This window comes from Streptomyces sp. NBC_01669, from assembly GCF_026339735.1.
GTDB lineage: Bacteria > Actinomycetota > Actinomycetes > Streptomycetales > Streptomycetaceae > Streptomyces > Streptomyces yanii.
In genome coordinates this window covers 8,413,743-8,433,527 of the sequence record NZ_JAPEQG010000001.1, presented here as the reverse complement: position 1 = coordinate 8,433,527, position 19,785 = coordinate 8,413,743, and the positions used below count along the sequence as shown (strand labels likewise).

15 protein-coding genes, 5 pseudogenes and 1 riboswitch are annotated in these 19,785 nt (G+C 70.9%); of the genes and pseudogenes, 5 read left to right on the top strand and 15 right to left on the bottom strand.

Features of this window, described 5'->3' with window-relative positions:
* Positions 1-24: 24 nt before the first annotated feature.
* The 3 genes and pseudogenes from OG972_RS37710 to OG972_RS37700 form a co-directional block, all read left to right on the top strand.
* Positions 25-192: pseudogene (locus OG972_RS37710) on the top strand (homoserine O-acetyltransferase); the annotation flags it as partial.
* A gap of 36 nt (positions 193-228) precedes the next feature.
* Positions 229-1,482 carry a sulfite oxidase gene (locus OG972_RS37705; protein ID WP_266989222.1) on the top strand — a complete coding sequence of 418 codons (1,254 nt, stop codon included), beginning with the start codon at positions 229-231 and terminating at the stop codon, positions 1,480-1,482.
* 65 nt (positions 1,483-1,547) lie between these two features.
* Entirely contained in the window at positions 1,548-2,075 is a 528-nt protein-coding gene (locus OG972_RS37700; protein ID WP_266989220.1) for a nuclear transport factor 2 family protein, read from the top strand.
* Here the strand turns inward: OG972_RS37700 and OG972_RS37695 are convergent.
* From OG972_RS37695 to OG972_RS37655, 8 genes and pseudogenes are all read right to left on the bottom strand, one after another.
* Positions 2,039-2,947 carry an NAD(P)-dependent oxidoreductase gene (locus OG972_RS37695; RefSeq protein WP_266989218.1) on the bottom strand — a complete coding sequence of 303 codons (909 nt, stop codon included), beginning with the start codon at positions 2,945-2,947 and terminating at the stop codon, positions 2,039-2,041. The two genes, OG972_RS37700 and OG972_RS37695, sit on opposite strands and share 37 nt — an antisense overlap.
* Positions 2,948-2,988: 41 nt before the next feature.
* Positions 2,989-3,667 (bottom strand): annotated as a pseudogene (locus tag OG972_RS37690) (adenosylcobinamide amidohydrolase).
* Between the two features lie 12 nt (positions 3,668-3,679).
* A pseudogene (locus OG972_RS37685) lies at positions 3,680-5,346 on the bottom strand (IS200/IS605 family accessory protein TnpB-related protein).
* Between the two features lie 279 nt (positions 5,347-5,625).
* Positions 5,626-5,808, bottom strand: a complete 183-nt coding sequence (locus OG972_RS37680) for a hypothetical protein (protein WP_266989216.1) — start codon at positions 5,806-5,808, stop codon at positions 5,626-5,628.
* 153 nt (positions 5,809-5,961) lie between these two features.
* The gene (locus OG972_RS37675) at positions 5,962-7,197 is read right to left on the bottom strand and encodes a cytochrome P450 (protein WP_266990969.1); all 1,236 of its coding nucleotides are present in this window, start codon (positions 7,195-7,197) and stop codon (positions 5,962-5,964) included.
* Between the two features lie 548 nt (positions 7,198-7,745).
* Entirely contained in the window at positions 7,746-8,537 is a 792-nt protein-coding gene (locus OG972_RS37665; protein WP_266989214.1) for an ABC transporter permease, read from the bottom strand.
* Complete coding sequence (locus tag OG972_RS37660) at positions 8,534-9,514, bottom strand: ATP-binding cassette domain-containing protein (RefSeq protein WP_266989212.1); 981 nt, start codon at positions 9,512-9,514, stop codon at positions 8,534-8,536. The genes OG972_RS37665 and OG972_RS37660 overlap by 4 nt, the downstream gene beginning before the upstream one ends.
* Before the next feature lie 13 nt (positions 9,515-9,527).
* Positions 9,528-10,196, bottom strand: coding sequence for a DUF4097 family beta strand repeat-containing protein (locus OG972_RS37655; RefSeq protein ID WP_266989210.1), 669 nt, complete (start codon positions 10,194-10,196; stop codon positions 9,528-9,530).
* Between the two features lie 280 nt (positions 10,197-10,476).
* Between OG972_RS37655 and OG972_RS37650 the strand changes: the two are divergent.
* Positions 10,477-10,707 (top strand): annotated as a pseudogene (locus OG972_RS37650) (MarR family transcriptional regulator); the annotation flags it as partial.
* 423 nt (positions 10,708-11,130) lie between these two features.
* Positions 11,131-11,451: pseudogene (locus OG972_RS37645) on the top strand (PRC-barrel domain-containing protein); the annotation flags it as partial.
* Between the two features lie 110 nt (positions 11,452-11,561).
* On the opposite strand, the gene OG972_RS37640 reads toward OG972_RS37645, so the two are convergent.
* The 7 genes from OG972_RS37640 to OG972_RS37610 all read right to left on the bottom strand — a co-directional run bounded on the left by OG972_RS37640 (position 11,562) and on the right by OG972_RS37610 (position 19,750).
* Positions 11,562-12,356 carry an ABC transporter ATP-binding protein gene (locus OG972_RS37640; RefSeq protein WP_266989208.1) on the bottom strand — a complete coding sequence of 265 codons (795 nt, stop codon included), beginning with the start codon at positions 12,354-12,356 and terminating at the stop codon, positions 11,562-11,564.
* Positions 12,353-13,360, bottom strand: coding sequence for an iron ABC transporter permease (locus tag OG972_RS37635; protein ID WP_266990967.1), 1,008 nt, complete (start codon positions 13,358-13,360; stop codon positions 12,353-12,355). Before OG972_RS37635 ends, OG972_RS37640 begins: the two co-directional genes overlap by 4 nt.
* A gap of 83 nt (positions 13,361-13,443) precedes the next feature.
* Positions 13,444-14,511 (bottom strand): ABC transporter substrate-binding protein, encoded by a 1,068-nt coding sequence (locus tag OG972_RS37630; protein WP_266989206.1) that lies wholly within the window; start codon positions 14,509-14,511, stop codon positions 13,444-13,446.
* Positions 14,512-14,546: 35 nt separating this feature from the next.
* Positions 14,547-14,735, bottom strand: a riboswitch (cobalamin riboswitch).
* An 80-nt stretch (positions 14,736-14,815) separates the two neighbouring features.
* Positions 14,816-16,039: a beta-ketoacyl synthase gene (locus OG972_RS37625; protein WP_266989204.1), complete on the bottom strand. Its 1,224-nt coding sequence runs from the start codon at positions 16,037-16,039 to the stop codon at positions 14,816-14,818.
* Positions 16,036-16,296, bottom strand: coding sequence for an acyl carrier protein (locus OG972_RS37620; RefSeq protein WP_266989202.1), 261 nt, complete (start codon positions 16,294-16,296; stop codon positions 16,036-16,038). The genes OG972_RS37625 and OG972_RS37620 overlap by 4 nt, the downstream gene beginning before the upstream one ends.
* A gap of 285 nt (positions 16,297-16,581) precedes the next feature.
* Positions 16,582-18,444: an acyl-CoA dehydrogenase gene (locus OG972_RS37615; protein WP_266989200.1), complete on the bottom strand. Its 1,863-nt coding sequence runs from the start codon at positions 18,442-18,444 to the stop codon at positions 16,582-16,584.
* Positions 18,445-18,520: 76 nt separating this feature from the next.
* Positions 18,521-19,750 (bottom strand): beta-ketoacyl synthase, encoded by a 1,230-nt coding sequence (locus OG972_RS37610; protein ID WP_266989198.1) that lies wholly within the window; start codon positions 19,748-19,750, stop codon positions 18,521-18,523.
* Between the last annotated feature and the right edge of the window lie 35 nt (positions 19,751-19,785).

Sequence of the window (19,785 nt, the reverse complement as noted above, 5' to 3'; positions counted from 1 at the left end):
CGGAGCCACTGCCACGCTTTGCGCTATCCGCTGCATCAGCAGGCGGAGTTGGCCGATCTACTGCCCGGCGCGGACCGCCTGCGGGTCCTTCAACCGCCATACGGACATGACGGCTTCCTGATCGAGACGCCCCAGGTCGGCTCTCTGGTATGGGAGTTGCTCTCCGGTTCCGCCGATGGTCCACCCCTCTGACCTGTTGTCCGTCCACTCACCATCCCTGGAGTGTTGATGAGATCCGTTCCGCTGTCCGAGGCCGTATACGACCGGATGCGCCTGGGCCAGTGGTCGCGCGGTGTCGCGCGGTCCGCCGGGATCGACCGCCGCGATCTGCTGAAGTTCGTGGCGGCCGCGTCGGCGGCCGGAGCCGCCGCGGCCGCCCCCGCACAGGCGGCCGTCGCGCCGGCTCCCGGCATCGTGAAGCCGCTGCCGCCCGAGCTCTTCACCGTGCGCGGCACCAATGCCGAAACCAATTTCGCAGCGCTGCGGTCCACCGGGCTGCTCACTCCCGCCGATCGCTTCTTCGTACGCAATCACACCGTGACGCCGAGGATCGACGCGGCGGACTGGCGGCTCTCCGTATGGGGCAGTGGGCTGACCGGCCCGGCCGTGGACTTCACCTACACGGAGCTGCTCGCCCTGCCGTCTGTCACCCGCACGGCTTTTGTCGAGTGCGCCGGGAACGCCCGCAGCTTCTATGCGACGCAGCAGAACCAGCAGGTCAGCGGCACCGCCTGGACCTTGGGTGCGATCGGTACGGCTCGCTGGCGCGGGGTACGGCTCGCCGATGTGCTGCGGCGGGCGGGGATCGGCAGGGACGCGGTGGACGTGCTGCCGCGCGGGCTCGACAACGAGGTCATCAGCGACGGGACGAACCTGGGGCGGGTGCGGCGTCCGCTGCCGGTGTCGAAGGCGCTGGACGATGTGCTGCTCGCGTACGAGATGAACGGCGAGCCGCTGCCGCCCGACCATGGTTACCCCGTGCGGCTCATCGTGCCGTCCTGGGTCGGCATCGCGAACATCAAGTGGGTCGGCGACATCGAGGTGAGTGCGGAGCCCCTGCTCTCACCGTGGAACACCGGTCTCTACCGGCTGTTCGGCCCGGCGTATCCGCCTGAGGGCAGCGCACCGCTGACCCGGCAGACCCTGAAGAGCGCGTTCGAGCTGCCGCCCGGTGCGTCGGTTCCCGTGCACCGGCGCCAGGTGCTGACGGGACGGTCCTGGTCGGGAGGGGTGCCGGTGCGTACCGTCGAGATCAGCACCGACGGCGGCACCCGGTGGCGACGCGCCCGGCTCCGTGACGAGCCCCGGAGCGGGAGCTGGGTCCGCTGGTCGGCCGACTGGCTGCCGAAGGAGCGCGGTTCTGCGGTCCTGCTGGCACGGGCGACGGACCGAACGGGCCGTACCCAGCCCGATGTGGCGCTCCATAACACGCAGGGTTATCTCTTCGACGCGGTCGTACGGCACGAGGTGCGCGTGGTCTGACGGAGCGAGGTGCGGTCGGCAGAAATGACCTGGCGTCTCCCGGACCCGGCTGATAGGAACTCGGTATGCCGATCAACTCCCCCGCGCCCCTCGATCCGTTGGAACTGCTGCTGGCCGAGCGGGCGTGCGGACGTCTCGTCATCGAGTTCGTCCGCCGGCTCGATCTCGGCGAACCGGGCACGGTCGCCGAGCTGTTCACCCCCGACGGCACCTGGGAGTGGCCGGTCGGTGGGCGGCGTGTCGAGGGTCGCGAGGCGTTGCGTGCGTACTTCGACGGCCGCCCGGCGGACCGGCTGTCCCGGCGGATGTGTACGAACATCCTGGTCACCGTGGAATCGGCGACGTCCGCTTCGTCGACGACGTACTTCGCGACCTATCGGGTCGACGGCAGGGGCGACGGCCTGCCGTTGCCCCGCCTGCCCGCCAATGTCGGGCACTACGAGGACACGTTCCGCAAGGTCGACGGGGTCTGGCTCATCGCCTCGCGCACCACGTTCCTGGCGTTCGGCGGGGCCACGGAACGCGTGGCCCCGGCGCCCGCCGCGACCGGGGACGGTCAGTCGTCGTCCTTCTCGGCGGGGCGGCCCGCGTAGTAGGTGGCGATCATGTCCTCGCCGCCGTGTCCCGCCTCCTCCGCGCGCGTGAACCGGTCCGCCGACGCGGCGACGAGATCCAACGTCACCCCGGTCCGTTCGGCGGCTGCGAGGATGAGGCGGGTGTCCTTGAGCGCGGTGGACAGGGCGAAGCTCGGGGTGAGGTCGCCGGAGAGGACCGCGGCGGACTTGCCCTGGAGATACGCCGAGTCCAGCGGGCCGCCCTTCATCACGTCGAGGAACGACTGCGGGTCGACGCCCAGCCCCTCCGCGAGGTTCAGGCACTCGGCGATGCTGCCCACCATGTTGATCACCCAGGTGTTGACCACGAGCTTCAGCCGCGAGGCGGCGCCGGGTGTTTCGCCGACCCAGACCGTGCGCTGTCCGATCGCGTTCAGCACAGGGTTCACCAACGGGCGGACGGCGGACGGACCGGAGACAAAGACCGTCAACGCACCCTGTTCCGCGGGCTGCTTGGTACCCGCAACCGGGGCGTCGAGATAGACGAGCCCCAAGTCCGCCGCTCTCTGGGCGAGTTCGGCGGTTGCGTCGATCCCGACGGTGGAGCTCTGCAGCAGGACCTGGCCGCGTTGCACCCCGGGCGCCGCAGCGGTGAGCGCGGCGGCTACGGACAGTCCGTCGTTCAGCATCGTCACGATGACGTCGGCGCCGCGTACGGCTTCCTCCGCCGTTTCGGTGACCGTGGCGCCGTCGGCGGTGAGGGGGGCAGCCTTGGCCTGCGTACGGTTCCAGGCGCGGACATCGAGTCCGGCGCGGAGCAGGCTCCGGGCCATCCCGGATCCCATGATCCCGGTGCCGAGGACGGCCACGGTCGGCCGCTCGGGGATGGCGTTGACAGGGGTGGACGTCATGAGAGCAAGGGTCCCTTCGTCGGCGCGTGGGTGGTGCGAGGTCAAGGGTGCCGCAGTGCGCCCTCCCGTACGGCGGTGTGCACGGCTCGGGCGAGTCGCGACCCCCAGGTCGAGCGCGGGCCCGCGAAGGGTTCACCGGCCGCGCCAGGTCCAGGCTCCGGCGAGGCGATGCAGACCGCGTCCGTGGGGGTGCCGGAGCAGTCGAGTCCGGCGTCCAGGAGCGCCTGGACCTTCGCCTCGGTGGCGGTCGCGACGCCATTGACCAGGGCGGCGTCGGAGGGGGCCACGGGGACGGTCACGACGATATTCACCGTGCCGGGCGGCAGCGGCCCGGCGTGTCCCGCGGCCGGGTCGGCGGCCAGGCCCCGTACACCCAGACCGGTGGTGGCGGTGGCGGTGGCGGTCACGCCCTCCTCGTCGGCGACGGTGTACGCGGTGACATCGGCCGCGGTCATCAGTCCGGCACCGGCACCGGTGAGCGCTTCGGCGGCGGCGATCTCGGCGAGGTGCCAGTCGGGGTCGAGGCGCGGATAGCCGCCGGGCACCTGGGCGTTGAGGGTCCACTCGCGCATCCCCGATGCCGCCGCCGAGTACGGCGCTGCTGCACACCCGCCAGCCGGGTCCGAGCCTCCAGACGAGGTGGTTCAGGGCGAGACCGTCCTCCTGCCGGGTCAGCAGCTCGCCCCGTTGTCCGGGTGGGCGGACGCGTACGGAACGGATGGTGCACCGTTCCTAACCAGTGCGCATGAGTGAGTCCTGGAACCACTGTTGCGTACTGGGCGCATCCCGAACGGTGTTGGATGCGCTGGGTTCCCGCTTTCGCGTCCCGCTCGGCGACGGTCCTCCAGGGGGCCGGTCCGTTGCGGGTGGGCGGGTTCCCTCACGCCCCCGGTCACCTGACCCGGCCTGGACGGTCCGATGCCCCACACGATCACTCCGGTCGCGTGGGGGCGGTGCCGTCCTTCCCCAAGCTCTCAACTGCGTTCGAGCAGGGGATACCCCATCCCGGACCGGGTATCCAAGGGCACGTCGTCCGATCGCGATGCCCGCGGCATCGTGACGAGACATGGTGCGGTGGGGGGTGACCAGCGGCTTCTGCCAGTGCTGGCCACCCCACAGGGAGGTGTAGGCGGGATCGACCGCGACAATGCTCAGGCCGTGTTCGGCGGCCATCGACACCAGCCGGGCCTTGAGCTTGCCGGTCGGGATACCGGAGACGAGCTGCCTAAACCGCTTGCGGCGGCCGTGCTTCTCCCGGGTCTTCTCAGGCGCGAAGTCGAGGTCTTCGATGCCGATCGCGGCGACACCGACAGACTTGGCCCAGTTGATCAGGCGGGTCAGCGCGTGACGGATCTGTGCGTCACGGTGACCGGCCGAACCGGACAGGTCGTAGGGGAAACGATGCGGCCCGCCGACCGGGTTGCCGTGCCGGTCGAGCCGGTAGGCGGCGAAGTGGTCGGCGTTGGTGTCGACACCGATCATCCCCCGGGCGCGGGCAGTCTCCAACGGGACGGTCTGCACCACGGGGCGTTGCCAGGATGCGGTGAGATACCAGCGGCCACCGCCGGTGTCGAGGTGGATGCGGTAGGCGACGGCCCGGTGCGCTTCGATGCGGTCGGCCCACTCCGCGCCCCGGTGCGCGAACGCCACGGTGGAGGTGAGGGTGTACCGGCCATGCGTGGTGTTGGCCAGGTGCGCGAGCGGGGCAGGCAGTTTGATGGACACTTCGCCGTCCGGGGTGACGCGGATCGTCTCGTTCCCGAACCGCTTGCCCGACTCACCGTCGGCAGCGATGAACCAGCGTTCCGCCTCCCAGCGTTGTCGCCACTGGTCTTCGGTGAGCTGGGCCTCGGTGAGGTGGTGGCGGGTGTTGAGGAGACGTTTCCCGCCCCGTACCACCCGGACCCGTCCGGCCTGCCAGTCGGCCACAGCAGCAGCATGCCTGGCTTTCAGTGCCGCGAGGCGGCGGGACTTGCGGAACCACTCGCCCTTCGACCGGTAACCACCCGCCGCACGCTTGGTGCCCTTCTCCCCGACCGGGAGGGACAGCCGGTGCCGCAGCATCGTGATCCCGGCCGCCAGGTTCTGGATGTGCGCTGCCTGGCAACGGCGTGCGAGCGCCCACTGATCGTGCGTGGCCTTGGTGATCGCACCCGCGATCCGCGACGACGACACCCCGGTCAGCTCCCGCTTACGCGCCGCCCAGGTGTCCGCACCGTGCCCCAGACCATCCGCACAGCGGGCCTTGAGATCACCGGAAGCCAGCGCCCCTGATGCTCACCGACCGCACGCAGCACCCTCTCATCCTGGGGCGTGAGGTGTTTGAGGCGGTCCCGGACCGCCACCCCGCAAGGCCCGGGCACCACGAAGGGCACGGCCAACTCCCGCAGACCACCCACCACATCACCCCCACCCTCCAGACCGGACACCTACCACCCGACCCAACGAGCAGCAGCCACCAAGGTCGCCCATTCGACCCCAGAACCCCCGTTCCCACCCCCACAAATCCACCCACAGGACTCACTCCCGCTCGCTACAACTCACTTCAATGCAGCAAACCGACAGCAGCTCGCACCCCCCGGTGGCACGGCAGGACGACGGTCGGAAACGATCTGTCGATCATATGCGGCAGGTGCGGCACCCCTCCGTGCGGTGCCGCACCTGTCTGCCGGAGCGGGTCAGATCTCGTCGCGAGCCATCGCGATCAGACGGTCGAGGACGGCGGCATCGGCGCGCACACCGTCGTGGGCGTAGGCGCGGGTCAGGGGCGGTAGCGACGGCTGTTGTCGTCGCAGAGCAGGAGGCCGCGCGCGGTCAGGGTGGTGACCAGGCGCGATGCGGGCGCCTTCACCGAGTGTCAAGGGTTTCCCGTGAATTGACTGCGCGGCCATGCACGGGGCGGGACCTGCGGCGTCGAGGCTCCATGGGTGCGGACGGACGAAGGCGTGCGGACGTGGCAGTGGCCCGGCAGTTCGGCTGCCGGGCCACTGTGGTGTGCCGTGCGGTGCCGGGCCTCAGCCCGCGACGGAATCCGTGTCGGGCCGGAGCCGCACCCGCAGGGTCCGCACGCCGTTGCCGACGAAGCTGGCGTGGCGGGGCAGCTCCGCGTCGGGGACGGTTACCTCAAGTGCCGGGAAGCGGCGGAACAGCTGTTCCAGCGCGATCGTCGCCTCCATCCGCGCGAGCGGCGCTCCCAGGCAGTAGTGCGGCCCGTGCCCGAGGGAGAGGTGACGTGCCGCCGAGGTCCTGGCCGGCCGAGTGACGTCGAAGCGGTCGGCGTCCGGGCCGTGCGCCGAGGTGTCGCGTCCGGCGGCCGAGTATCCGGCGAGTACGGGGGTGCCCTTCGGGATGACGGTCCCGTCGAGGGTCAGGTCACGGGTCGGGTAGCGGAAGGGGAAGTAGCTGACCGGGCTGTCCCAGCGCAGTGTCTCCTCCACCACGTCCGGCCACCCCGCCCGGCCCGAGGTGACCAGGCCGAGCTGGTCCCGGTTGGTGCACAGGGCGCGCACGGCGTTGGCGATCAGGTTCAGCGTGGTCTCGTGACCGGCGATGATCATCAGCAGCAGGGTGCCGATGAGTTCCTGCTGGCTGAGCCGGTCACCACCCTCGTCGCGGGCCGCGATCAGCGCGCTGATCAGGTCGTCGCCGGGCTGCTCGGCCCGGGCGGCGGCAACGGTGCTCAGCAGTTCCACCAGCTCCCGGTTGGCGGCCATGGCCTCCGCGGGTCCGATGTCGGTGGAGACGATCTGGTTCGACAGATGGTGCAGTCGGTCCTGGTGCCGCTCGTCCACCCCGAGGAGCTCGCAGATGACACCCAGCGGCAGCGGCAGCGCGAACCCCGCGCGCAGGTCCACCGTCCCGTCCCCCTCGGCGGCCATGACGTCGACACGGTCGAGCAGTTCGGTGGTGAGGACTTCGATGCGCGGCCGGAGGTGTTCCACCCGCCGTGCGGTGAACGCCGTACTGACCAGCGAGCGCAGCCGCCGGTGGTCCTCGTCGTCTGCGGTGGTCATGCCCTGCACGGTGGCAAAGGTCCGCAGTGGCCAGCCGTCGGGGATCCGCCCTTCGGCCAGCGCGGCAAAGTGGGCTGCGCCCTTGGCGACATCGGAGTGGGCGAGGAACTCCTTGAGTGCGTCGTGCCCGAGCACCGCCATCCCCGGCACCCCGCCGGGGAGCACGACGGACGCCACGGCGCCCCGGGCGAGCAGCCGCGCGTTGTCGGCGTGCGGGCACCCTCCGGCCGGGTCCATGTGGTGCGCGGTGGCCTGATCGCGTATCGGCGGGGTGTTCAACGGGCCTCTCCTGTACGGTCGTCGGCTCCGGACCGGCGGCGGCCGGGGCAAGGAGGCAGATCCTACGGCGGGCGCGATGGATACGAAGTGCGGTTGCACGGTGGGGTGGTAGCAGGTCAGCGGGGATGGCGAGCTCGGTACGGATCAGATCGTCGAACCGTCCGTCGGGCCTTGACGCGCGCAGGACGTTCCGCAGGTGCCTCTCGAAGGCCGGTCCCCTGTGACCGAGTTACGACCGGCTCGGCCGGAACCTCCTGGAAGGGCACGGCACCGCCCTGCATGGGTTCGCCGTGGCGGGCCTTGCCGGCGGCGACCCTTCCGGAGTGCGGTTGCTCGCGCCGACCGAACGGCTCAGGGAGGTACGGGAGTTCCAGCCGATGATGTCGGCGGAGCGGGCCCGGCGGACGGCCGAGAACGCCGACGGGCGGCGTACGCCGACGCGGTGTCGGAGTACGCCGCCCTGGGGCGGGACAAGTTGCGGGAGGCGGCCCACGCTGTCACGGCGGTTACTTCGGGTCGCGGTTGAACTTCGAGGTCGACCAGAAGTAGCCGAGCACCGCGAGACCCAAGCACCAGACGATGGCGAGCCACCCGTTGTGGCCGATCTCGCTGCCGAGCAGCAGCCCGCGCAGGGTTTCGATGGTGGGCGTGAACGGCTGGTACTCGGCGATCGGCTGGAACCAGCCGGGCATGGAGTCGACCGGGGTGAAGGCGCTGGAGAGGAGCGGCAGCAGGATCAGCGGCATCGCGTTGTTGCTGGCGGCCTCGGCGTTCGGGCTGATCAGGCCCATGCCGACCGCGATCCAGGTGAGCGCCAGGGCGAAGAGCACGAGCAGCCCGAACGCCGCCAGCCACTCCAGGGCCGTGGCGTCCGTGGACCGGAAGCCGATGGCCACGGCGACGGCGCCCACGAGGACCACGCTCATGATCGACTGCAGCACGCTGCCGACGACGTGCCCCACGAGCACCGAAGGGCGGTGGATCGCCATGGTGCGGAAGCGGGCGATGATGCCCTCGGTCATGTCGTTGGAGACGGACACTGCGGTTCCGACCACGGTGCTGCCGATGGTCATCAGCAGCAGGCCCGGGACGACATACGCGAGGTATGCGGAGCGGTCCGGACCGCCGCCGCCGATGCCCGAGCTCATCGTGTCGCCGAAGATGTAGACGAAGAGCAACAGCAACATGATCGGGGTGAGCAGCAGGTTCAGGGTGAGGGACGGGTAGCGCCGTGCGTGCAGGAGGTTGCGGCGCAGCATCGTGGACGAGTCGCGTACGGCGAGGGAGAGGGAGCTCATCGGACAGCCTCCTTGGGCTGGCTGGGCAGGCTGGACTGGCCGGGCTGCGGGGCGGTGCCGGTCAGGGCGAAGAACACGTCGTCGAGGTCGGGGGTGTGCACGGTCAGCTCGTCCGCCTCGATGCCGGCGGAGTCCAGCCAGTCGAGGATGGAGCGCAGCTCGCGCTGGCTGCCGTCGCTGGGGATCTGCAGCGCGAGCGCCTCGTCGTCCCGGGTGACCTCGCCCAGCGCGGAGGCGGCCGACTGGTACGCGGCCGGGTCGGCGAAGCGCAGCCGCACGTGTCCGCCGGGGATGAGCCGCTTCAGCTCCTCGGCGGTGCCCTCGGCGGCGATCTTCCCGTCGTTGAGCACGGCGATGCGGTCGGCGAGTTCGTCGGCCTCGTCCAGGTACTGGGTGGTGAGGAAGACGGTGACGCCGCCCGTGACGAGTTCGCGGATGATGCTCCACATGTTGTGGCGGGAGCGCGGGTCGAGGCCGGTGGTCGGCTCGTCGAGGAAGATGATCCGCGGGTTGCCGACCAGGGTCATGGCGATGTCCAGGCGGCGCTTCATGCCGCCGGAGTAGGTGGAGGCGGGCTTCTTCGCCGCCTCGACCAGGTCGAAGCGCTCCAGCAGTTCGGCGGCGGCGCGCCGCCCCTCGCGCTTGGAGAGGTGGTGCAGGTCCGCCATGAGGAGCATGTTCTCCTCGCCGGTGATCAGCCCGTCGACGGCGGAGAACTGGCCGGTGACGCCGATCGCGGCACGCACCGCCTGGGAGTCGGTGGCCAGGTTGTGGCCGCCGATGTGGATGTCGCCGGTGCCCGGGTCGGCGGAGATGAGAGTGGAGAGGATCTTCACGGCGGTGGTCTTGCCGGCGCCGTTCGGGCCGAGCAGGGAGAAGATCGTTCCCTCGGGGGCGGCCAGGTCGACGCCGTCGAGCACGACCTTGTCGCCGTAGGACTTGCGCAGCCCGTTCGCCGCGATGGCCAGGTTGGTCATGATGGGTGCTCCTTCAGAGGCTGCGGGCGGCGATGTCGCCGTAGGCGGTGGTCGCGTGGATGTTCAGGCCGGCGGCGGCACCTTCGGTGTTCTTGAGCGCGTTGTGGATCCGGCCGTAGGTGGTGCCGGCGTCCAGGGAGGCGGAGACTCCGCGGGCGGCGCCGATCGAGATCTCGCCCGCCTCGGTGCGCAGTTCGACCGTGCCGCGCACGGCCTCGGCGATCCGGATGTCGCCCTTTTGGGTGCTGATCTCCGCGGGGCCGCCCAGGCGGCCGACCGAGACGTCGCCGGCGAGGAGGGTGAGTCGGGCACTCGCGGCCTCGTCGAGCTTGACCGAGCCCTGCGCGCCCTCGAAGGCGACGTCGCCGAGCCGTCCTACGCCCCGGAACTCGGCGCTGGCCGCCTTCGCCTCGATGCGGGAGCCGGTGGGCAGCTGGACGGTCACTTCGATGGATCCGGAGCTGCCGAGGATCCGGTTCCTCGCCGAGGCCTCGATCCGCAGGACGCCGTCGCCGTATTCGACCTCGGTCTGCTCCGCCGCCTTCACGTCGCGGCCGTTCGAGGCGTCCGCGGGCAGGACCTCGACCGCGGTGTCGGCCCGGTCGGCGGCGATGAACCGGACGCGCCCCGCGGGGATGTCGAGGACGGCGGAGATCGGGGCGGGGGTGTCGAACTTCTGCATGGTGCTCTCCTGTCGGCTCGTTGTTTCTAACACCGGAAACGCTACGTTGCATTCACGAATCCATCAATATATTCGTTGCGAATTATCAGCATCGATGCAGGTGAGAGCTAGATAATCGTTGCAATGGTTTTGGATCTAATGCAATGAGGGTCAGCCGTTCATTGCAATGGATTGAGAATGAACGCTATGCCGGAGGCATCAAGGAAGCACGAAGGGAGTTGCGATGCCGGGAGGCAGGCTCACCCAGCAGGAACGCCGGCAGATCGCGCCGGGGCCGGCCGACAGCCGCCGTGAGCGCTACGTCGCCGACGACGACGTCCGGTACCAGTCGGTGATCGTCGGCGCCCGCGGCCACGCCCACCTCGTCGAGACCACACGGCAGGGCGTCAGCGTCCTCGGCCCCGGCACACCGGCCGCCACCCGCCTCGACAACATCGCCCGCTTCGTCGACTTCGTCGGCGAGAGCATCATCCGCGCCGCGGAGCAGGCCCGCGAGGTCCTCTACACGAAAGCCGACGCGACCTCAGGCGGCACTGCCGCGCCACGTTCAGATCGCGGATGGACAGCCGTCTCGATGATCACAGCCAGTGGTGCCCGCGCAGGATCCTTCAACCTGAGCCGACCCCATCGCGCGCCCGCCAGGCGGCCTCGTTCCTGCGGACCGGTGCGGTCGGCGCGCCGTTCGGCCGGGCCGCCCGGGATGCCCGTCCGCAGTCCCACGTACGCCTCCCCCGTCACAACCTCACTCGAATGGTCCAACGCCGGGCTGTTCCCCCACCACCGGCATCGCACGCTGCCGCCCCGGATGCGACGGGCCACGGTTCCGGGCCGGGAAGTTGCATCGCCCATCCGGGTGAGGCGCGATGGAAGCCGGACGTGCCTTCCTCGGTGGAGCCGACCACAGAACGCGCGCCCGGGCGAGGAGGAACCGGTCATGGGAGCCGCTGACGGTTTCACGGAGTCCAAGGAGCTCGACGGCCTGACGGTGTACGACCCCAGGGGCGAGAAGGTCGGCACCGTGGGGCGGGTGTATCTCGACGACGCCACCGGCAGACCGGACTGGATCACGGTGAAGACCGGCCTGTTCGGCATGAAGGAGAGTTTCGTGCCCCTGGAGGGCGCTCGCCGGGTCGGCTCCGATCTGCACATCCCTCATCCCAAGGACCGCGTGAAAGGCGCCCCGAGAGTGGACGCGGATGCGCATCTCTCCGTCTCCGAGGAGGAGGAGCTCTACCGTCACTACGGCCTCACCAGGTGAGTTCCACGGCCGGTCCCCGCGACCGGGCAGGCGCGGCTCCCGGGAGCGGACAGGCCAGGGGCGGGCCCGCACCGTGCCGGGGTCCGCCTCCAGTTCCGTATGTCCGGCTACTCCGCGCGTCCGGGCAGAAATCGCACCGAGGGCCGCCCGTCCGGGCCGTCCTGGGTGACCACCGCCCGTACCCGGTACACGTCCGCGATGAGTTGCTCGGTGATCACCTCCGTCGGGGTACCGGCGGCCACCACCCGCCCCTCCTTCATGACGACGATCCGGTCGCAGAACATCGCGGCCAGATTGAGGTCGTGCAGGGCGATGACGCCGGTGACGGGCAGCGAAGTGACCAGGGACAGCAGCTCCAACTGGTGCTGGATGTCGAGATGGTTCGTCGGCTCGTCCAGCAGCAGTTCACGCGGTTGCTGCGCCAGTGCGCGGGCGATCTGGACACGCTGGCGCTCGCCCCCGGAGAGCGTGTGCCAGGACTGGTCGCTGCGTTCGGCGAGTCCGGTGCGTTCCAGCGCCTCGCGTACCGCTTCCTCGTCCGCGCGGCTGGGCGCCGACCAGGCGCGGCGGTGCGGAATGCGGCCGAGCCCGACGACGTCGCGGACGCGCAGCTCGACCTGGGTGTCGGCGTGCTGGTCGACCACGGCGACCCGCTGCGCGACGGTGCGCCGGCCGATCGCGGCGAGCGGTTCGCCGTCGAGCGTCACCACGCCCGCCGCCGGCGCGAGGACCCCCGCGAGCACCCGCAGCAGCGTGGACTTTCCCGACCCGTTGGGGCCGAGGAGTCCGACGGTCGCGCCGGGCGGGGGGACGAGGCAGACCCCGTCGAGGACGAGACGGCCGCCCGCCTCCCGGGAGACCCGCTGGGCGCGCAGACCTGCGGCGGTGCCGTTGGATGTCATGTGGTCCTCCGGGTGCGGTACAGGACCGATACGAACGCGGGTACGCCGATGAGGGCGGTGACGACGCCCACCGGCACCTCCTGCGGATCGAGGACGGTCCGGGCGAGCGTGTCGACCCAGACCAGGAACACCGCCCCGGCCAGCGCGGTGACCGGTAGCAGCCGCCGGTGCCCGGAGCCGGTGAGCGCCCGGGCGGCATGGGGCAGCACCAGTCCGACGAAGCCGATGGCGCCCGCCGAGCTGACGAGCGCGGCGGTCAGCAGCGCGGTCGTGCAGAGCAGCACGATCCGGGTGCGGCCGACGTTGACTCCCAGTGCGGCGGCCGCGTCCTGACCGAAGGCGAAGGCGTCGAGCGTACGGGCGTGGCCCAGACAGATCAGCAGGGTCACGACGAGCACGGTGAAGCAGACCCACACATCGGTCCAGCCGACCCCGCTGAGCGAGCCGAGCAACCAGAACAGCACACCTCGGGTCTGCTCGGCGTCGGCCGAGGTCATCACCACGAAGGAGGTCAGTGCGGAGAACAGCTGCATGGCCGCGACGCCGGAGAGGACGACCCGGTCCGTCGTACCGCCGAGGGTGTGGCTGAGCAGCAGCACCAGGGCGAACGAGCAGAGCGCCCCGATGAATGCCCCGGTCGAGATCGACACCGCTGCCCCGCCCACCCCGAGTACGACGACCACGACCGCGCCCGTCGACGCCCCGGAGGAGACGCCGAGGACGAACGGGTCGGCGAGCGGGTTGCGGAGCAGGGACTGCATGACCGTGCCGCACACCGCGAGCCCGGCGCCGCACACGGCGGCGAGCAGAGTACGGGGCATGCGCAGGTTCCAGATGATGCCGTCCCGGATCGGGGTGAGCCGCGAGTCGCCCACCCCGAGATGGGCGGCCACCGCGGACCAGACGTCGGCGACGGAGATCCGGGCGGGGCCGATGGTGACGGCGACGGCAACGGACAGCGCGAGCAGGGCGACGCCCGCGGCCCACAGCACACCGTCGCGCAGCCCCCGCGCGCCACCGGCCCTGTGGTGCGGATCGGTTCCGGGTGCCTGCTCCGTGCGTACCGCTGCGACCCGTTCGGTGTCCGTCACCCGGCGAGCCCGAACGTCCGCAGCCCGGCGGCGACCTGTTCCAGACCCTCGACCGTCCGGATGGACGGGTTCATGGCCTGGCCGCTGAGGAGCACGTACCGCTTGTGCTTGACGGCGTCCATGTTCTTCGTCGCGGGATTGGACTCCAGGAACTCGATCTTCTTCGCGGCGCTCTCGGCGGTCTGTGCCTTGCGCGTCAGATCGCCGATGACCAGGACGTCGGGGTTGCGGTCGGCGACGGTCTCCCAGCTGATCTGCGGCCATTCCTCATGGGTGTCGTCGAAGACGTTCTTCGCTCCGAGCTCCCTGGTGATGACGCCGGGTGCGCCGCAGCAGCCCGCCAGGTACGGGGCCTTGGAGTCGGAGAACCAGTAGAGGAGGGTGGCGTCGGAGGCGTCGATGCCGTGGGTGGCCTTCTTGACCCGCTCCCGCAGCCGGGCGACGAGCTCGTCTCCGCGCTGCTGGACGCCGAACACCGCGGCCAGGTCGCGCACTTCGCCGTAGACGCTGTCCATGGTCAGTGCTTCGGTACGCGCTCCGTCGCCGCCGCCGCTGTTGTCCTTGCCGGTGCAGTCGGCGGGCGACACGTAGGTGGGGACACCGAGCTCCTCGAACTGTTCCCGGGGGGCGACGCCGCCCTTGGCGAGGGTCGATTCGAACGAGGCGCTGACGAAGTCGGGTTCCTGGTCGAGGACCTTCTCCGACGACGGCCGGTTCTCCGAGAGGCGTGGCACCTTCGCGTTGGCCTTCTCCAGCCCCTTCATCACCGGGTCGGTCCAGGTGGCTGTGGCCGCCAGCCGGTCGGCGAGGCCGAGGGAGAGCAGGATCTCCGTCGATCCCTGGTCGACGGAGACGGCGTGGTGCGGTGCGGCTGCGACGGTGACGGTGCGGCCGCAGTTCCTGAGCGTCACCGGATAGCCTTCGCCACCGGCTGACTTGGCTGTGGAGTTGTCGGTCCCTCCGCCGCACGCGGTCAGCAGGAGGAGTGCCGCCGAGAGCAGGGCGGCGGCGCGGACAGGGCTGGCTATGGACGGCACGGAGTCCCTCTGCGTCTCAGGGCCCATGCGCGGAGCCCGGTGTACGGAGTGCTGCCGCCCGGTACCGGGCGGCAGGTGCCAGCAGGTCTTCGGACTCGGGTTCCTTCGGACGGGACGCCTTCCCAGGACATCCGTGGATGTCCCAGTGGCCGTGGCCCCGCCCGTCCCCCTCACCGCTGCGCGTCAGCTCCGGATTCGCACCGGATTCCCTGACCCCTACGTGGAGTTTGACTGGCTTCGGCAAGCTATCACGCTGCCCCGTGCGGCTGGTCGGCGGTGTGGTGGGGCCGCAGGCGCCCCCGCCGTCCCGCCCCGGCCCGCTCCCCCATGCCTACGGGCGCTGGAGGGCGACCACGGCGTTGTGGCCGCCGAACCCGAAGGAGTGGCTCACGGCGCGCCGGACGGGCCGGTGGCGAGGCTGTTCGGTGACGCAGTCGATGTCGAACTCGGGCGCCGGGGCTTCCAGGTTGGCGATCGGCGGTACGACACCGCGCTGCAGCGTGAGGATCGTCAGCCCCGCCTCGATGGCTCCGGCAGCCCCCATGCAGTGGCCCAGTACCCCCTTGGGGGCGGTGACGGGCGGCCGGTGCGGGTAGGCCCGGCTGATGAGAGCGGCTTCGGTGGCGTCGCCCAGCGGTGTCGACGTGCCGTGCGCGTTGACGTGTTCGACGTCCTCGGCCCCCCAGTCCGCGTCGCGCAGCGCGGCCTCGACCGCGGCCCGGGCGACGGCGCCGGACGGATGCGGACTGGTGGGGTGGTGGGCGTCGGTGGTGGCGCCCGTCCCGGCGAGCAGCGCCCGCGGGACCGCTGCCCGGGCCCGTGCGTCGTCCGCCCGTTCCAGCACCATGACGGCGGCGCCCTCGCCCATGACGAGACCGGCGCGGTCGGCCGCGAAGGGCCGGCAGAGGCGGGCCAGGTCGCCGTCCCTCGTCGCGGCGGCACCGGACCGGGCGAATCCGGTCATGGCGACCGGGAAGACGATCGACTCGGTGGCTCCGGCGATCGCGAGGTCGCACTGCCCGGTGACCAACAGGTCACGGGCGACGGAGAGCGCGGTGACCCCGGACGAACAAGCGGTGCACGGCGCCAGGCTGGGACCGGTCGCCCCCATCCGGATGGCGATCTCCGCAGCGGGCATGTTCGGAATGGTGAGGAGGATCCCCGCCGGTGAAGTGGCCCCCGGTCCGCGCCGGTCGAGGGCGACGGCCTGTTCGGTCAGGCCCGCGGAGCCTCCGCTGCTGGTGCCGACGACCACGGCGACCCGGGTGCCGTCCCAGTCGGCCGGGTCCAGTCCGGCGTCCGCGACCGCTTCCCGCGCGGCGAGGACGGCGAACTTGACGTACCTCCCCATCCGGAAGGCCGCACGGCCGCCGACCGCCTCGTCCAGATCGATGCCGGAGACCGTGCAGGCGAAGTCGATCGCGCAGCCTTCGAGTTCGGGGACGGTGCGGGCCGGTGAGACCCCGGCGCACACCCCGTCCCAGGTGGTGTCGGTGTCGTTGCCGACCGGGGTGATCATCCCCAGGCCGGTGACGGCGACGGCAGGCCTGTTCATCGGGCGTTGCTCATCGCGGGGTCGCCGCTCACCGCAGCATCGATGAACGTCGTGATGTCGGCGAGGGTGGCGTCCTTGTAGAGCTTGTCGGAGTCGGCCTCGACCCCCAGCGTCTCCTTGATGATGACGGCGAACTCGGCGACGGCGAGTGAGTCCATCTCCAGGCTGTCCATCGTGGAACCGGGAAGGATCTCGGCGGCGGGCACCTTGAAGGTGTTCGTGAGAACGTCGGTGATCTTGGGGTGAATCGCGCTCATGATCTTCCTCTTCGCTAGGTCGTACAGGTCTCGCACGTCATGCAGGTTCTGCCGATGCCCGGGACGGCGGAACGCACGGTCCCGACGCCGATGTAACTGACTCCCGATCTGCCGGTTACGCCTTGCGGCGAACCGATTCGCCAACGATCATCCGCGGCTTCGTACAGCACCGGGAAAGGACGGATGCGGTGCCCCAGTACGCCAGCACAACAACCCGGACTCCGAGGGCCCCGACCACGTCCCGTACCCGGCACAGCTGCCCGGCGGTTCGCTCGTCCGAAGCCTTCACCGCTCCCCCTGCGCCCCGGTGGCGTGCCAGGACGCCTCCGGATCGTCGTACGCATCGACATAGTCGGCGCCTGCGATGGGCCAGTCCGCGAGCACCTCGCCCGGCAGCGCGAAGGACTCGATCAGGGTGGGCAGATGCCCGGCGACGGCGGCGATGAGCTGCTCGACGGCCTCCGGCAGGGCAGTGACCTGATCGGTCGTCAGATGGCCGGCGGCAAGCAGATCGCCACTGTTGCGGGCCACCCACTGAAGGGCGAACAGCCGCTCCAGCTCGGCCAGCCTCTCGCGGCCAGGACCTTCGGGCAGTTCCGCAACCGCCTCCGCGTACGCCTCGGCCGCCTGTCGGCGGGCGTGCGCCTCGACGCCCCGCAGGGCGGGCCCGGACGCCGCGTTCCACCGCGCCAGCGGATCACCGTGCGGTGCGCTGCTCATCCGCTCCCTGGCGCGGGCGAACCAGATGACCTCCACCTGCGCATGCAGCCACCCCAGGAACCGGGGGTCCGCGAGCTCTCCGGTCGCTCGGCCCGAGGTGCCACCGTCCGCGGCCGGTGAGGCGGCGAAGAGCATTTCCGCGGCGGCCTTGGCGAGGATGGCCAGGTTGTCGCCCTCGGCGGTGATCACCGCCTCCACGCCGGTGATCAGCTCGGTCATGCCGTTGTTCTCCAACAGCGCCTGCGCTCCGCACCGTTCGCGGCATTCGACGACAACGGCACGGGCCTGCCAGGTGATCCACCCCTTCGCGACGGCGACCAGCCGCTCCGCCGCGGCCCGTCCCGTCTCCGTGCCGGTCCCGAGCTGCCCCTCCCAGCGGTCGAGGGCCCTGCGGTGCAGCAGGCTCATCGCGAACACCGTGGCCATGGCCTCGGCGAGCGGGCCGTGATGGCTGCGGTGGGCGATCACCCGCACCCGTTCCGTCGCGCGCGGCCCGGAGATGTGCCGATGGCCTCCGTAGCGCACCGCGACGGCGAGCGTCGCGCGCGCGGAGCCGACCGCACAGGCGCTCATGGAAATCTTGCCGACCGTGACGCGTGCGATCGAGGTGAGGAAGCGGCGCCTGCGGTTGGGCAGAACGCTGCTGAACTCCCCGTCGTCGCCGATCCGTCCGTGCTCACCGCCGAGCAATGCGTCACGCCCCACGAAGACCCGGCCGAAGGAGGTCAGACAGTGGTCGACGGGGCTGCCCAGGCGTGCCGGAAGCCTGCGGACGCGTACCCCCGGGAGAGCGTCCGTGTCGTCGGTGAGCGGCACCAGGAAGAGAAAGACCCCGTGGTCGGCGCCGTCGACGAGCAGGCGCGCCGCGACCAGTCCTGACTTGGGGCCGCCGGCCGGGCTGGTGTTGGGCATGAACTTCTGTGCCCCGGAGTGCGGGGTGTGCAGCACGAACCCGTCGCGTACGCGGTCGTACGTCGCCGTGGTCTCGACGGCCGCCGCGTCATTGCCGTGCGCCACCTCCGTACAGAGAAAGGTGCCGATGCGCCGCAACCTGAGGAAGTCCGACAGGTCACGGCGGCTCTCGCCGTCGTGGTCGAGGAGGCTGCCGAGGAAGAGGTTGTAGTGGATGCCCGCAACGGTGGTCAGCGCCGGATCGACCGGGCCGAGCCACTCGTGCAGGGCGGCTAGGGCGCGTGGGTCGGCAGCGGGCCCGGCTGCGCTGTCGAGCGCGCTGTTGAGGATCCTCAGCCGTTCGTACGTCAGGGCGAGACGCTCGTCGGGACCGCCGCCGACCGGGCGGCGGAACGGTTCCGTTGAGATCAGCCGCCGCCAGAAGCCGTGCTCCTGAGGGAAGTTGCCGCCGAAGATGACGCCTCTCAACACGTCAGCAACGGTTTGGCTGGTGGTGCTGTCGATCGTTGCGGTCATGAACTGGAGAACGATGCAGGAGCGGCGAGGACACACCCTCGCCGCTCCCACCGGGACCTGCGGGCGCTTCGACCGGTCAGACGCGCTGGAAGGCAAGAGCGACGTTGTGTCCGCCGAAGCCGAAGGAGTGGCTGACGGCGCGCTCGACGGACTGCCGGCGCGGCTCCTTGGTCACGCAGTCGAGCGCGAACCCGTCCGGCAGCGCATCCAGGTTGGCGATCGGCGGCACGATGCCCTGCTCCAGGGTCAGTACGGTCGCCACCGCCTCGATCGCCCCGGAAGCGGCGAGGGTGTGTCCGACGACGCCCTTCGGGGCAGTGACCGAGGGCCGGTGCGGGAAGAGCCGGGAGATGAGCGCCGTCTCCATCGCGTCGTTCAACGGAGTGGACGTGCCGTGTGCGTTGATGTGGTCGACCTCGCGGGGCGCCCAGCCCGCCTCGCGCAGCGCCGCCTCCACCGCCCGCTGCGCACCGCGCCCGTCGGGTGTCGGGGCAGTGGGGTGGTGGGCATCCGTACTGGAACCCACGCCGGTCAGCAGCGCCCGCGGATGTCCGCCGCGGGCGCACGCGTCAGCGGTCCGCTCCAGCACGAGCACGGCGGCACCCTCCCCGATGACGAACCCGTCCCGGTCGGTGGCGAACGGCCGCGACGCGCCCCCCGGATCACCGGTACGGGTGGAGAGCGCCCCCATCTTCGCGAAGGCCGCCACCACGAGCGGGGTCAGCGCGGACTCCGAGCCTCCCGCCACGACCACATCGCATCGGCCCCTCGTCAGCAGGTCACGGGCGACCGCGATCGCGGTCGCCCCGGACGCGCAGGCGGTGGCGGGCGCCAGGCTGGGGCCCTGGGCGCGCAGCTCGATGGCGAGCTCCCCGGCCGCCGCGTTCGGAATCATCATCGGCACCAGGAGCGGGGAGACGGCCTCAGGTCCTACGCCGTCGAGCTTGCGAAGGTTGTCGACGAGGACGGACACACCACCCACGCCGACGCCGAGCACCACGCCGACCCTGCTCCCGTCCCAATCCGCCGGGGAGAGTCCGGCGTCCGCGACGGCCTGACGGGCGGCGATCAGGGCCAGCTTCACGAACCGTGCCATCCGCCACACCGAGCGTCCGCCCACCGCCGCGTCCAGGTCGAGTCCGTCGACCGGGCAGGCGAAGTCGACCGACAGTCCGGCCAGTTCGTCACAGCGCCGTGCCACGGAGTGTCCCGCGCACAGCCCCGCCCAGAAGGCGTGCTCATCGGCGCCCGCGGGGGTCACCAGCCCCACTCCCGTCACCGCGACCCCGGTGTCAGCCTGCGTCATGTGCCATTCCTTCCGTCGCCCTCTGTGCGTGGTCC

Coding starts and splice junctions, on each gene's coding strand:
- OG972_RS37610 (WP_266989198.1), bottom strand. CDS start 19,750: ATGACGCAGGCTGACACCGGGGTCGCGGTGACGGGAGTGGGGCTGGTG.
- OG972_RS37675 (WP_266990969.1), bottom strand. CDS start 7,197: ATGGACCCGGCCGGAGGGTGCCCGCACGCCGACAACGCGCGGCTGCTC.
- OG972_RS37705 (WP_266989222.1), top strand. CDS start 229: ATGAGATCCGTTCCGCTGTCCGAGGCCGTATACGACCGGATGCGCCTG.
- OG972_RS37625 (WP_266989204.1), bottom strand. CDS start 16,039: ATGAACAGGCCTGCCGTCGCCGTCACCGGCCTGGGGATGATCACCCCG.
- OG972_RS37665 (WP_266989214.1), bottom strand. CDS start 8,537: ATGAGCTCCCTCTCCCTCGCCGTACGCGACTCGTCCACGATGCTGCGC.
- OG972_RS37695 (WP_266989218.1), bottom strand. CDS start 2,947: ATGACGTCCACCCCTGTCAACGCCATCCCCGAGCGGCCGACCGTGGCC.
- OG972_RS37640 (WP_266989208.1), bottom strand. CDS start 12,356: ATGACATCCAACGGCACCGCCGCAGGTCTGCGCGCCCAGCGGGTCTCC.
- OG972_RS37655 (WP_266989210.1), bottom strand. CDS start 10,196: ATGCAGAAGTTCGACACCCCCGCCCCGATCTCCGCCGTCCTCGACATC.
- OG972_RS37660 (WP_266989212.1), bottom strand. CDS start 9,514: ATGACCAACCTGGCCATCGCGGCGAACGGGCTGCGCAAGTCCTACGGC.
- OG972_RS37700 (WP_266989220.1), top strand. CDS start 1,548: ATGCCGATCAACTCCCCCGCGCCCCTCGATCCGTTGGAACTGCTGCTG.
- OG972_RS37615 (WP_266989200.1), bottom strand. CDS start 18,444: ATGACCGCAACGATCGACAGCACCACCAGCCAAACCGTTGCTGACGTG.
- OG972_RS37630 (WP_266989206.1), bottom strand. CDS start 14,511: ATGGGCCCTGAGACGCAGAGGGACTCCGTGCCGTCCATAGCCAGCCCT.
- OG972_RS37620 (WP_266989202.1), bottom strand. CDS start 16,296: ATGAGCGCGATTCACCCCAAGATCACCGACGTTCTCACGAACACCTTC.